This is a genomic window from Pseudoalteromonas ardens, assembly GCF_030125445.1.
Taxonomy (GTDB): domain Bacteria; phylum Pseudomonadota; class Gammaproteobacteria; order Enterobacterales; family Alteromonadaceae; genus Pseudoalteromonas; species Pseudoalteromonas ardens.
In genome coordinates, this window is sequence record NZ_JASJUV010000008.1 from 130914 (window position 1) to 145033 (window position 14120).

The window sequence follows — 14120 nt, forward strand, 5'->3', positions numbered from 1 at the left end:
TGTTTTAATTATTTGACTGGCCTAAAAAATCGATATCTGTATATTCGATTGACTCTCCGTTGATATAGTCGATGCGGAAACCATTGGTTACCTCTTCTACGTCACCAACCTTGATTGGTTGAGTCGTATCATTGTTGATTGACACATCTCCCAATAACGGACCAGCCTCATCGATCAAACTGACCTTAAATACATATCCGTTAAAGTTGTCCAATATAATATTGGCCAAGCCAAGTTCATTGTTGTCACTTTCATTGCGCAGGTCAAAATGCGCAGTAAATTCGGTCCCTTCACTATCACCTGACAAAGTCACGTCTGCAAGTTCAATGGCACCGTCAGTGAATAGCGGTAGAGGATTACCCTGAGCATCGACTGCCGTCGCCTCGGATGAGAAGTACCCACTAAAACCATATTGACCATCAACAAACTCTACAACGTTAAAGGTCTTGCCACGAGAAATATCAAAATCACGCGCATCTTCAACTTTCTGAATACTGCCGTCAACGTAAAGAATGGTACAAGAGGCATTTGGCATTGCAATAACGTCAAGCGCCCAACGTTCACACTCAGCCAAATCGGCACTTTGAATCTCAATTTTCTGACCAGAGTCTGCTTTCAGCAAGCCTGACCAGGTAAACAAGATCTTACTCTGAGCACCTGAGTTTACCTGCCCTGTTGCATCGATCTGCTCTTCGCCCTGAGTATTTTCCAAACTCAGTTTATAGCTCTCAGTATCATAGCTATAGTTCCATTGTGGGAAGTTTGGCGCCACACCCGAGTGTACACCGCTATCTAAGCCTGAATCCCAGACATCCCTCACAACATCATATATAATTTCGCCGGCATTAAAGACCGCATCAGCCCCTTCTTTGGTAACAAAGCTGATGTTCACCAATTTATCTGTACCTTGCTTACCAATTTCGGTGTTGTCATTGTCAGCGACATACCCATCTCTCTTTTCTTCAGAGAGCGTCTGTAATTCAGCAACTTCCGCAGGACGTGAGTCTTGTTCAAACTCTGTATTGGCAGCAACCGCTTTCACTTGTAGTTCAGTGGCCAATGTCAGTAGCTCAGTGGGATCTTCGCTATCTGTTTGAATCGTCACTAATGATGCAGCTTCACGACTATCCACTAAGTTTTTATAGTTCTGCGCTGCGATAACAGCAGCATTGGATAGCTCAACATAATTCGCAACAGCTTGCTTGTATGCGTCGCCTGCTGCGACCGCTGCGACCGCTGCATCCAGTGCCTGTTGGGCTGTGCCCAAGTTTTCTATATTGTTAAACGCAGCCTGTGCCTCATTATAAGCAGCTTCGAACTCAGCTTGCTTGGTAGCAACCTCAGTCTCGGCAGTTTGCGTTTCAGTGATTAAATCCTGAGCGAGCTTCAATGCCGCTGCAATTTGTTGCTCTAAGGTTAGTTTCGCTTCTGCATTGCTGACTTCAGCATCTATGCCAGACACCAAAGCAGACACTTTAGCTTGTGTTTGCTCAGTTGATGCTAACAGCGCATCTGCATTGTCTTTCGTAGACGTATACTCACTATTTCTGTTCGCCAACGCGGTCGCTGAACTGACAATTTCCTGAGCTTTATCAGAAACACCTGACAAGGTCGTGTTCCAGCCATTTTGCTTATCAACCGACACTGCCGTCTGAAGGCTTAAGGCAGCCAGGTAATACTCTGTTGCCAGGTCTACTGTATTGGTATTCGTGCCTTTTTCTTTTACCTGCACCAACTCAGTCTCAAAACCCGTTATCTCACCCTGAGGCACACTTAAGAGCTGAAGCTGTTCACTTATCTGGCCGACAAGCGCCTCGTTTAGCTCCCTATCGTCTTCAAGTTGTTGCTCATAGGCAAGCTTGCGCTCCTGAGCCGTTTCCTCAGCAGTGCTTAATTCGCTGGTATAAGCGGTGACACTAGATGCTGCGGTGTCAGCTTCTGCTTTAATTTGTTGCGCGTTTTGCAGTGCTTCAGTTGCCTGTTCAACCTGTTCGCCCTGCGCGTCTGCTTCCGCTTTATAGTCTGTAGCCGTCGTAACAGCCACTGTTGCTTTAGTTGTAAAATCTTGTGATAGGTCGGCAACGTTACTTAATGAACCCTGGGCTGATGTCACAGCATCAAGTGCCGCAATCGCAGAGTCAAGATCAACGATTTGTTCAACCAGACTATTTGCTGCTGAAATTTCCGCTTTGAGTGGTGTCTCAAGCTCAGTGAACGCATCTTTTGCCGTCGTAGCGGACTCAAGTGCAGACGTTGCCGCTTGTGCTGAAGCCTCAAGTTTTACGTCAAAGTCTTCCACTGCCTTTGTTGCATTACTAATCTGCTCTGCCACTTGTGTCGCAATACTGTCGTTGAATTGAACAAGGCTTTCTAACTTACCTTTCAACTCTGTCGCCAGATCCAGCGTAGCTTGATATTTAGTGTCTATATCAACAAGTGCCTGAGCGGCTGCGATATGAGCGTCGATATTTGTGGCCTCAGCGCTAAAAATGGCAGCGATTGCGTCTTTTTGAGCATCGAAGCTTGCGCTAAGCTGACTGGCAGCTGAAAAGTAAGCCGTTGCTTGCTCTTTTGTGTCCAACGTTTCAGACAGTTCTTGTACGTCCGCTAAGGTTGTGTTGAGCTGAGACAGATCAGTATCCGCTGAATCGAGTTGTGAAGAGCTCGCATTGATGGCAGTTAATAACGTTGCGTTTGCAACATCATTTTCATCATTTTCGTCCGGTATCACAACGTCTTCGTTACCTAGATCCTCAAGCTGTTCTTTAACCTGCTCGACATCTTTAGTTAAGTCATCATCTGTGGTTGCGCCATTTTCAACGGCCTTGTCTTTTGCTTCATTGACTTTTTCAGCGACTGAAGCTGCGTCGTCTGCAGGAACACCAGCATCAATCAAAGCTTGTTCTAGCGCGGATAAATCATTACTCACCATAGCAACCAAAATCTTAGCTGCTTTCGAGGTTTCATCTTTCACCTTGTTGAAAGTATCACTTTGCGTTAAGTCTCCACTGCCAACATCCTCTGAGAGGGTATCGAGCACTTCATCAGTACTTTTGCCCTCTTTACCTGCAATCGCTTGTAGGGTAGATGCAATCTGGATAAGGGCAAGTACACCCTCATCAATAGACTCGCCCTGACCAACATCAGTGAAGTCAACTGCACCGCCCAAAGACAGGTCACCAGTCAAAGAAGCAACAAGCTGAGTGTTACCTACCAAGGCTTTGAGTACTCGAGTACTGGCTTCACCGACTTTTGCTGCATCAATGCCCTGCTCTGCGGCTGCGTCCAACAGCAACTTCACTGCCGTTGAAGTAAAAATAGTCGCGTTAGCTGTGTACTGGTTATTATCTCCATCGGCAAAACTAGGCTGATTTTTAGCTGACGCGGGTCGCGCAGCGGTGTTGGGAGCAATGATTTTCACAACCGACAATTCAATGTCATCTTTGTACCATTCACCAAAGTCAATTTTGCCGTTGTCTTTTACAATCCCATCACCATTATCAATGGCAACGCCTTCACCACATCCAACGAACGCATCACATTTTACCAATGCGTCTCCATCTTTGGTTGTTTTAACCGTAATATAAACCGGACCAGTAAAGTTCTCATCAACAAACAACTGGAAGAAACCACGAGCGTCTGTTTTGACGTCGGTAGGGTTAGAAGCAACCAGCTTTGCTTCAGCTTTCTGCTTTGCATCTTCTGTATTAAGCGCTTTCTCTGTTGCCGATTCTTCGCCCGCCTGAGTTCGGTATGCAAAGTCGACCATATTTCCCTGAGCATCAAGTGCCTTGACACTCACTTGGGCACCACTGAGCGTACCTTTTACAGCCTTGCCTGATATGGCTACCGAAAAGTTTGCTGTTACCGTGCTTTCAACTTCCTGGGGGGTCGTCACCGGGACGTTATTGTCATCATCATCAAAAAGACTACAGCCTGATAGCCCCAAACTTAAAGCAATGGTGGATGCCAATGGAGTGAATTTACTTATGCGCTTTGCCACTAGATGTCTCCTTAAATAGCTTGCGTTTTGTTCTTAATATAGTTATTTGCCTGTGTGAGTGTTTTGTCAAACGAGACTCTGGCCAAATGGGTATTCTGTTATCGCCATGTGCGGTTTGGTTAAATATAGTGAAAACGCTTAACAAAGTCATGCAAAATCGAGAAGTTTTGTAAACGAACATGAAACGCTAAGTAAGAGTATTCAACTGCGATACATCAATTTCGCGTAGTGTACAGGCTAAATGTGACAGTTTTGTCACTTACTTTCACTGCCTGCCCGGTCAATTCTATCGTCAGCTGCCACTCCATGACCGGGTCACTGCATGCACCGACCATGACCTCAGCAGACCAGCGCGAGTTTTGCTCTAAGGTGAAAAAAACGGGGATTTTTCCCATATACATGCTCTTCCCCTCCAGCCAGGCAGCACGAACTTTAAGTGCTGGGTTTTGTGTGTCCAGAAACAAGTCAAACGGGGTTTCTGGTCGAAGTGTTTCGGCTGAATTCCAGAGCGTTATTTCGTGACTTTGACAGGGGGAAGAGGCAATACAATTCAAGGAAGTTTGCGAACTTTCACTATTTTCTGAACTTTCATGTATAATGGTACTTGGGTCTGAACAGGCCGTCAGGAAAGTGACTAAAAAAACACCGGGTAGTGTGCAAATTTTCTGCATAATGCGTAGTGTGTGACATCTTGAAAAGACATTCAGTTTATGTGGGATTGCTCTTTTCGGCCAGCCTTTGGCGTTAAGTTTTGCAATTTGTTTTGATATTGCGCAATTCGCGTACTCATTGAACAAATGACGCGTACAAAGTTTGATTGATGTCATTATTTTAGGTGTTTGTAGTATCTTTTCGTTTGCAAAAAAATTATTATTTCCTTGCAAAAATAAGGGTTTCTCAAGCTGGTGAGAGTTTTGTTCCACGGGATGTAACTCAAACGGGTTTGTTGAAATAAAAAAACAGGGCCTGTATTACAGGTTAATCATTTCTAATCGCATTAATTGCAGCGGAATCCAGAAAATGAGCCAAACAGTAGCATCACAAACTGAGTACAATTATAAGGTTGTACGCCAATTCGCTATAATGACAGTGATTTGGGGCATCGTTGGCATGGGTGTAGGTGTCTTTATCGCGGCGCAACTTGCGTGGCCTGCGTTAAACTTCGACATTCCATGGTTAACTTACTCTCGACTTCGTCCGTTACACACGAACGCAGTAATCTTCGCATTTGGTACTAGTGCACTATTTGCAACATCTTACTATGTTGTACAGCGTACGTGTCAAACGCGTTTATTCTCCGACAAGCTAGCCGCTTTCACTTTCTGGGGCTGGCAAGCAATCATTCTTGCAGCAGCTATCACGCTGCCACTGGGTATCACATCTTCTAAAGAATATGCTGAACTTGAGTGGCCAATCGATATTGCAATCGCTGTAGTCTGGGTTACGTATGCTGTTGTTTTCTTCGGCACACTGATCAAGCGTAAAGTGTCACACATTTATGTAGCGAACTGGTTCTACGCGGGCTTCATTATTACCGTTGCAGTACTACACATCGTAAACAGCATGGCAGTACCTGTGTCTCTAACCAAGTCATATTCTATTTATGCGGGTGCGGTAGATGCTATGGTTCAGTGGTGGTACGGTCACAACGCGGTAGGTTTCCTTCTGACTGCTGGTTTCCTGGGTATGATGTATTACTTCGTGCCTAAACAAGCTGGTCGCCCTGTTTACTCTTATCGTTTATCAGTAGTTCACTTCTGGGCACTGGTTTCTCTGTATATTTGGGCAGGTCCTCACCACTTACACTACACTGCACTACCGGACTGGACTCAATCTCTGGGCATGGTAATGTCTGTGATCCTGTTCGTGCCTTCTTGGGGTGGTATGATCAACGGTATCATGACCCTGTCTGGTGCCTGGCATAAACTGCGCACCGACCCTGTACTGCGTTTCCTGGTTGTTTCTCTGTCTTTCTACGGTATGTCTACCTTCGAAGGTCCAATGATGGCAATCAAGTCAGTAAACGCTCTATCACACTACACTGACTGGACAGTCGGCCACGTTCACTCAGGTGCACTAGGTTGGGTTGCTATGATCTCTATTGGTGCTATCTACCACCTGATCCCTGCACTATTTGGTCATGCTAACATGTACAGCGTTAAACTGGTTAACACCCACTTCTGGCTACACACAGTTGGTGTTGTTCTGTACATCGTAGCAATGTGGATCTCTGGTGTTATGCAAGGTCTGATGTGGCGTGCAGTTAACTCTGACGGTACTTTGATGTACAGCTTCGTACAGTCTCTTGAAGCGTCTAAGCCTTTCTACATTATGCGATTCCTGGGCGGTGTGTTCATCGTGATTGGTATGCTGGTAATGGCTTACAACGTGTACCGTACTGTAGCAGCTAAGAGTGGCTCTTTGACCACCGAAGCTAACACGCAAATGGCTTAAGGGGTGTCGAGTATGAGCAATAATAACTCTTCAAACAAACATGAAATCGTCGAAAAGAACGTTGGTCTGATGGCTATCCTGACGGTTTTTGCCATCAGCTTTGGTGCCCTCGTTGAGATCACTCCACTGATGTTCCAAAAAGACACCACTCAGCCTGTTGATGGCTTGCGTCCTCTAACAGCGCTGGAAATGGAAGGTCGTGATATCTATGTACGTGAAGGTTGTTACAACTGTCACTCACAGATGATCCGTCCTTTCCGAGACGAAGTTGAGCGCTATGGTCACTATTCTGTAGCTGGTGAATCTGTTTGGGATCACCCGTTCCAGTGGGGCTCTAAGCGTACAGGTCCAGATCTGGCTCGTGTAGGTCAGCGTTACTCCGACGACTGGCACTTTGCACACCTGATGGATCCTCGCTCTGTGGTACCTGAGTCAAATATGCCTGGCTACCCTTGGCTCAATGAGAATGTATTGGACGGTCAATTAACCGCTAAGAAACTTGAAGTGTTCCGTAACTTTGGTGTGCCATACACCGACGAGGACATTCAAGGTGCTGAAGCCGCAGTAAAGGGCAAAACCGAAATGGAAGCCCTGATTGCTTACCTTCAGCAACTTGGCACACATTTGAAGTAATTTGTTATGGATTACGGCACATACAGAGGCATTTTGACTCTGATAATTTTAGTACTGTTCATAGTGATTGTTGTGTGGGCATACAGCAAGCGTAGCAAACGTCGTTTTGATGACGCAGCTAATGCCATTTTTGAAGATGAAAAAAAGCACAACAGCACAATCTCAAACGAGGAAAAGGAGTCTGAAAAATGACTAGCTTTTGGAGTATTTGGGTCATTGTATTGACCTTGGCGTGTCTGGCTCTGATCTTTGGCTTGCTACTTTGGAACCTGAAAAACTATGCAGGTGTTGAAGAAGGCGAAAGCTGTGGTCACGAGTTTGACGGAATCGAAGAACTAAACAACCCACTGCCAAAGTGGTGGACTTACATGTTCTTCGCAACATTTATCTGGTCTGTTTATTATCTTGCTGCTTACCCTGGCTTAGGTAACTTTGCAGGCTTTTTGAACTGGACAAGCTCTAACCAGGGCGTAACGTCTCTCGAGGAGTCCAAAAAAGCAATTGAAGAAGCCAAAGCAAACGGTCACTGGGTTCAACTTGATAAAGAGTTTGAAGCTGCTGACGAGCGTTTTGGTCCTATCTTCAAGGCATTTGCTGAGCAAGACATCGAAACACTGGCAAAAGATCAAAAAGCACTTGAAATTGGTCAGCGTTTGTTCGCACAAAACTGTGCGCAATGTCATGGCTCAGATGCACGTGGTGCAATGGGCTTCCCTAACCTGGCAGACAATGATTGGTTGTACGGCGGTACACCTGACAAGATCAAAGAAACACTACTGCAAGGTCGTGTTGCTGCGATGCCTGGTTGGCAGGATGCACTGGGTGACCAGGGCATTAAAGAAATGACTGCATACGTACTGGGCTTGTCTGGCCGTAAAGTAAACCAAAAAGATGCTGATGCTGGTAAAGCGAAGTTCGCAATGTGTGCGGCTTGTCACGGCATGGACGGTAAGGGCTCTGTTGCTCACAACCTGCCATTCGGTGCGCCTGACCTGACTGACAACATCTGGTTGTACGGTGGTTCTCAACGTGCAGTTGAAGAAACGCTACGTCATGGCCGTGCCGGAGTAATGCCAGCTTGGAAAGACATTCTGGGTGAAGACAAAGTACACCTGCTTACAGCCTACGTGTACAGTCTCTCTCAGGAGAAATAATCGAATAGATTATAAGTTTATTTAAGATCAAAAAAGCCTCCAATCGGAGGCTTTTTTTTAGGTATTTAACCCCAAATAAGATAGAATATTGCCACTGAAATTAAGCTGTTGAGTCGTTATGAACCCTACTCCCTGGTATAAGAATTTTTGGCCTTGGTTTTTAATGTTTTTTCCGCTGGTTACCATTATTGCCTGCGTTTTCTTAGTGATTTTTGCCGTCGGTAATGGTCCGGACATGGTGGTCGACGACTACTATAAAAAAGGCAAGGCCATTAACCTTGAACTCAGCAAGTTCGATAAAGCTAAAGCCTTGTATTTACATGGTGATCTTGATGTCACTGAAGACAGAATCAGCTTTACTTTCACCAAAGGTGACCACAGTAAAGTCAATGCACTGAAAGCGTCTTTTTATCACCGCACAGTCAAGAAATACGACTTTGAAGTCACTCTGTTGGCCAATGCCGCTGGTGAATTCACAGCCATTCTGGATGAGCCGCATTATGGCGCATTCACTGTTTTTCTAGAACCCATGGACCAAAGCTGGAAGCTAAAAGAAAAGCTTCAGTTGCCCACTGCACAGAAAGTCGCCATTTCTCCAGAATATAAGTAGACACTATGACAACCAGTTGTTTTCATTGTCTGGAGCCCGTACCGCCGGGGTTTTCTGCTCACATACAATTTGAAGGCCAGCCGCAGCCTGTCTGCTGCACTGGCTGTCAGGCGGTCGCCGAAACCATTCTAGCTCAGGGCATGAGCGACTATTATAAATTTCGAACCGACAGTGCAGGCAAAGTCGAAGAACTGGTTCCGGAACAGCTAAAAGAGCTATTGAGTTATGACAATGCCGAAATACAGCAAGATTTTGTCAGTCAGCAAGGCGAGCTACAGGAAGTGTTACTCAGCGTCGAAGGTATTAGCTGCGCGGCCTGCGCCTGGCTCATTGAGAAACAATTACTTGGACTGAAAGGCGTTGCACGGGTTGACGTCAACACATCAACACACCGAGCCATGATCTTGTGGCACCCGCAGCAGTGTAAATTGAGTGATATTATTAAGTCACTGCATCAAATTGGTTACAAGGCCTACCCTTTTCAGGCCGACGACGAAGCCGCACAAAAGCAAACTGTCGCTAAAGCCTATTTACGCCGACTAGGTGTTGCGGGCCTCATGACCATGCAAGTCATGATGTTTGCGTTTGCCATGTACTTTGGCATGTTTTCCGGCATGGAAGACAATTTCGAGCAGTATTTCCGATGGATCAGTTTATTTTTGGCCTCTCCGGTGATCCTCTACTCTGCCATGCCATTTCTGACCAATGCCATAAAAGGGCTCAAAGCCAAACAGCTCAATATGGATCTCCCCGTCTCACTGGCCATATTTGGTGCATACGCTGCGAGCTGCTATGCCACGGTGATGTCTGTGGGCGAAGTCTATTTTGAATCAATTTGTATGTTTACCTTTTTGCTTTTACTCGGTAAATACCTGGAGTTTCGGGCCAGGCTGAAGGCCAGCGAATTTACTGCTAACTTGCAAAAACTGTTACCACTGACCGCACGTAAATTATTGCCCGATGGCGAGCAAAAAATCGTTGCTGCGAAAAGCTTGCAACTGAGCGATCAGATTATGATCAAACCCGGTGAAACCATCCCGGCCGATGGCGTATTAACCTCAGGCTCTACAACCGTTGACGAATCTATGATGACGGGTGAACACTTACCCGTGAAAAAATACCAAACTCATCAGGTCTATGCCGGCACCATCAATCATGATGGCGTGATCACCATTGAAATCAACAAAGTAGGTCAAAATACACTACTTAATCAAATCATAAAGCTACAGCATAACGCGCTGACAAAACGCCCCAAAATCGTCGAAGTCACAGATAAAGTGGCGCAGTGGTTTGTCGCCTGCTTATTGATTTTCGCCTCTATCACTGCGGTTGCCTGGTACCAGATAGACCCACCCCATGCATTTTGGGTCACCATTTCCGTGCTAGTTGCAACTTGCCCATGTGCTCTCAGTTTGGCAATTCCGACAGCACTCACATGTGCCGTCGCAACGCTCACCCGCAAAGGGATCCTAATCAAAGAAAGCCATGTACTTGAAACTGTGCCTAAACTAACCAGAATGGCGTTTGACAAAACAGGTACACTCACCGAAGGACGTTTCTCTATCGAATCCATCAGCATACTTGACAAAAGCTGGCAGGAGTCCGATGTAATGGCACTGGCCGTTGCTCTGGAGCGTTATTCCGAGCATCCAATCGCGAAAGCATTTACCGAACAGCTAGTGTCTCCAAGGCAGCTAAGTGACGTTGAAGTCGTCACGGGGAGCGGTGTTAAAGCCCTCTTTAATCAACAACCTGTTGCTATCGGTAAATCAGCCTGGTTTGGCAATCACAGCTCTTTTGCTCAGGCAACGCTGTTTGTCGATGACCAGCCAGTCGCTGATTTCTATCTGGCAGACAAAGTTCGACATAGCGCGCCCGAGATAATCCATTATGCCCAGGGTCAGGGCCTGAGCTGCCATTTGCTGAGCGGCGACAGCTCAAATGCAGTCAAAGATCTGGCTTTGGAGCTGGGATTAGATACCTACAAAAATGCCTGCTCTCCGCAAGATAAGCAGCAACAGGTTGAATCCTGGTCTGCACAGCAACATATCGTTGGCATGGTTGGCGATGGTGTAAACGATAGCCCGGTCTTTAACAGCGCACACCTATCCATCGCAATGGAGACGGGTGCAGATATTTCGAAAAATACCGCCGATGTAGTCCTACTTAACAGCGACCTGAAGTCACTGCAAACGCTACACCTGGTTGCTAAAAAAACCAAAACAGTGATAAAACAGAACCTCACTTTGTCACTTTGTTATAATGGTTCAATCTTACCGCTCGCTGCGATGGGATTAGTGCCTCCTTGGGTGGCTGTCATTGGTATGTCTGCGAGCTCAATTCTGGTGATCACTAACTCCCTAAGGTTATTGAAGCTATGAGTATTATTTACATCCTTATTCCCATCGCGATTTTATTTGTCATCATCGCGATTGGGGTCTTTTTTTGGGCCGTCAAAAGCGAACAGTTTTCTGATCTAAATAAGCAAGGACACAGCATCCTGTTCGAAGACGACAAAGAGCAACACAACAAAAGCAATGACCGAGATAAGTCTATTTAGTGCCTTTGTCATGGGCCTGGTTGGTAGCGGTCACTGTTTAGTCATGTGTGGTGGTATTGCATCAAGCCTGCAACTCGCCCAGACCAAACAGTCCGCCTTTGTGACCACACTCTTATACAACCTGGGCAGGCTAGGCAGCTATATGGTGGCCGGTGCACTGGTTGCCGGACTAGGCGCCGCATTTGCCAAACAAAGTACATTATTTGCAAATACGCTGAATGTGCTTAGCGGCGTTTTTATGCTGCTGGTTGGTGTATATGTCATGCGCCTGGCAGCCACGCTTAACTGGCTGGAAAAAGCTGGCAAATGGTTACTTTGGCAACGTCTTGTTCAACTTAACAAGTACTTGCTCCCTATCGACAGAAAATCCAAAGCATTGGCATATGGTGCACTATGGGGCTGGCTCCCCTGTGGGTTAGTCTATTCCGCCCTAACCTGGAGTCTGCAAGCAAGCAGCAGCTTAAGTGGCGCCCTCATAATGGCAGCCTTTGCACTCGGTACTTTTCCAGCCATGCTGGCGGTGGGTCAATCCGCTCAAGTGCTCAGTACGTTTTTAAATCACCAAGCAACACGAATTGCGTTAGGCAATATTTTTATTTGGTATGGCTTTTATCTACTAATCATTGCAACGGATAAACTAGTACATTAATCTAGAGCGAGTAATACTATTAGATGAGAGTCATCTATTTTGGTCGAGAAATGGGAGTTTTTTGACCTAAAATGATCAATACGCGGTTTGGTTCTTTGATGTTTAGTGCCTAAAACCCAACTAATAGATGGTATATCTGGGTACCAGATATCGCAAAGTTCAAGTATTAAAATATGACCGCATCTAATAGAATATCATTAACGTGCGTCATAGATAACGGATTTGTTATGGATTTAAGTAATCGTTCAAAAAGTCAATGTACTATCAGCTGCAATAACTGCAGTATCAGCCAATTGTGCCTGCCCTTTTCTCTTAATGGTAGCGAAATGGACAAGCTGGATGAAATCATCGAGCGTAAAAAACCCCTTCACAAAGGGGACTTTTTGTTCGAGTCCGGTAGCGAACTCAACTCAATTTTTGCTGTACGTTCCGGATCGTTTAAATCCTACACTATTTCAGAACAAGGTGACGAGCAAATCACAGGGTTTCACCTGGCTGGTGACTTAGTGGGTTTTGATGCCATCAATAAGATGCAGCATCAGAGTTTTGCACAAGCTCTGGAAACTTCCATGGTTTGTGAAATCCCCTTTGACACTTTAGATGAGCTGGCAGGCAAGCTGCCAAAACTCAGACAACAGATCATGCGACTGATGAGCAGTGAGATCAACTATGATCAGGAAATGCTGCTGTTGCTTAACAAAAAAACCGCTGAAGAACGCCTGGCAACCTTCATCTACAACCTGTCTAATCGTTTCGGCGAGCGCGGTTTCTCTCGCAAAGAGTTCCGTTTCACCATGACGCGAGGAGAAATAGGCAATTATCTCGGATTGACCGTTGAGACCATCAGTCGTCTGTTAAGTCGCTTCCAGAAGGCAGAGATCATCAAAGTAGAAGGTAAATTCATCACGATTCTGGATATTGATGAACTGGCTAAAGCCGCAGCAATTGCGCTTTGATCTGAGGCAATTAACGGCTCACTTTTTCTTTATCCCGGGACGATTTCGATTACACTGTATACAGAGATGAAATCGTCCTTGCAAGATTAAGGAGCCCATTATGGAACAAATCAAACGCATTCTCACCGTCATAGATCCGACCAAACAACAACAGAACAGCCTGGATCGTTCTATCAGTCTGGCGCAAAAAACAGGTGCCAAAATCACCGCTTTTTTATCAATTTATGACTTCTCTTATGAGATGACGACGATGTTATCACGAGAAGAGCGTGAGGCGATGAGAGAAGCTGTAATTAAAGACCGCGAGGCCTGGCTCTCAGAACTCACCAGTGGCTATCAAAATATTGATGTAGAAACCAAAGTGGTGTGGCATAACCGACCTTATGAAGCCATAATCAAAACGGTACTCGAGCACGAGTTTGACCTCGTTATCAAAGCCACCCATCAACATGACACGCTTAAGTCTGTGATCTTTACACCGACAGACTGGCACCTGATCAGAAAGTGCCCGGCTCCGGTATTGTTAGTCAAAGATCATGCCTGGCCAGAAAAAGGGGAAATACTTGCAGCAGTCAATGCGGTGAGTGATGACGAACAACACCAGGCGCTAAACCATCGTATAATTAAAGATGCACAATTTCTGTGTCAACTTGCCAACGCCTCTTTAAGCCTGGTCAACACCTACCCGGCAACGCCAGTGAATATTGCCATAGAAATACCTGAGTTTAATCCGTCTCAATATAATGAGGCAGTCAAAAAACATCACGAAGAGGAAACCTGGGCTCTGGCACAACGCTTTGGGTTGAGCGATTCACAATGTGTGATAAAGGAAGGACTTCCTGAAGATGTGATCCCCCATATTGCGAAAGAGAAAAATACTGAGCTGGTTGTGATCGGCACCGTCGGACGAACGGGTCTTAGCGCTGCACTCGTAGGTAATACCGCTGAACACGTGATTGACAGCCTGGACTGTGACGTACTGGCTCTGAAACCGGATGGTTACACAAGCCCACTCGCACAATAAACCACGCCCTCAGATCGGCACAGAGTCAAGTGCCGATCCCCTCTCCTTCTGAGCCTGCGTGTATTCACACCGCTAAT

General features: G+C 45.9%; 12 protein-coding genes. 10 read left to right on the top strand and 2 right to left on the bottom strand.

The annotated features are described in order from the left end of the window. Nucleotides 1–4: 4 nt before the first annotated feature. Both QNM19_RS20405 and QNM19_RS20410 read right to left on the bottom strand, forming a co-directional pair. The gene (locus QNM19_RS20405) at nt 5–4003 is read right to left on the bottom strand and encodes a coiled-coil domain-containing protein (protein ID WP_284027147.1); all 3999 of its coding nucleotides are present in this window, start codon (nt 4001–4003) and stop codon (nt 5–7) included. Between the two features lie 215 nt (nt 4004–4218). Further along, a complete protein-coding gene (locus tag QNM19_RS20410; protein WP_049866217.1) occupies nt 4219–4926 on the bottom strand; it encodes a hypothetical protein in 708 nt (235 codons plus the stop codon). Nucleotides 4927–5023: 97 nt separating this feature from the next. Here QNM19_RS20410 and ccoN point away from each other — a divergent pair, with 97 nt between their 5' ends. From ccoN to uspE, 10 genes are all read left to right on the top strand, one after another. Beyond that, nucleotides 5024–6457 carry a cytochrome-c oxidase, cbb3-type subunit I gene (gene ccoN, locus QNM19_RS20415; RefSeq protein WP_058795136.1) on the top strand — a complete coding sequence of 478 codons (1434 nt, stop codon included), beginning with the start codon at nt 5024–5026 and terminating at the stop codon, nt 6455–6457. 12 nt (nt 6458–6469) lie between these two features. After that, nucleotides 6470–7090: a cytochrome-c oxidase, cbb3-type subunit II gene (gene ccoO, locus QNM19_RS20420; protein WP_058795135.1), complete on the top strand. Its 621-nt coding sequence runs from the start codon at nt 6470–6472 to the stop codon at nt 7088–7090. Between the two features lie 6 nt (nt 7091–7096). Next, complete coding sequence (locus QNM19_RS20425; protein WP_010385443.1) at nt 7097–7282, top strand: cbb3-type cytochrome oxidase subunit 3; 186 nt, start codon at nt 7097–7099, stop codon at nt 7280–7282. Then, nucleotides 7279–8244, top strand: coding sequence for a cytochrome-c oxidase, cbb3-type subunit III (gene ccoP / locus QNM19_RS20430; protein ID WP_284027148.1), 966 nt, complete (start codon nt 7279–7281; stop codon nt 8242–8244). The genes QNM19_RS20425 and ccoP overlap by 4 nt, the downstream gene beginning before the upstream one ends. A 118-nt stretch (nt 8245–8362) precedes the next feature. Next, complete coding sequence (locus tag QNM19_RS20435; RefSeq protein ID WP_040645005.1) at nt 8363–8854, top strand: FixH family protein; 492 nt, start codon at nt 8363–8365, stop codon at nt 8852–8854. 5 nt (nt 8855–8859) lie between these two features. Beyond that, entirely contained in the window at nt 8860–11235 is a 2376-nt protein-coding gene (locus tag QNM19_RS20440; protein ID WP_049865784.1) for a heavy metal translocating P-type ATPase, read from the top strand. Continuing rightward, on the top strand, nt 11232–11414 hold the full coding sequence (ccoS, locus tag QNM19_RS20445; protein WP_049865783.1) for a cbb3-type cytochrome oxidase assembly protein CcoS: 183 nt from the start codon (nt 11232–11234) through the stop codon (nt 11412–11414). The genes QNM19_RS20440 and ccoS overlap by 4 nt, the downstream gene beginning before the upstream one ends. Beyond that, nucleotides 11392–12063, top strand: a complete 672-nt coding sequence (locus QNM19_RS20450; RefSeq protein ID WP_049865782.1) for a sulfite exporter TauE/SafE family protein — start codon at nt 11392–11394, stop codon at nt 12061–12063. The genes ccoS and QNM19_RS20450 overlap by 23 nt, the downstream gene beginning before the upstream one ends. Nucleotides 12064–12290: 227 nt before the next feature. Continuing rightward, complete coding sequence (locus QNM19_RS20455) at nt 12291–13019, top strand: FNR family transcription factor (protein WP_010385451.1); 729 nt, start codon at nt 12291–12293, stop codon at nt 13017–13019. Nucleotides 13020–13119: 100 nt separating this feature from the next. After that, nucleotides 13120–14043 (top strand): universal stress protein UspE, encoded by a 924-nt coding sequence (uspE, locus tag QNM19_RS20460; RefSeq protein ID WP_049865781.1) that lies wholly within the window; start codon nt 13120–13122, stop codon nt 14041–14043. Nucleotides 14044–14120 lie beyond the last annotated feature (77 nt).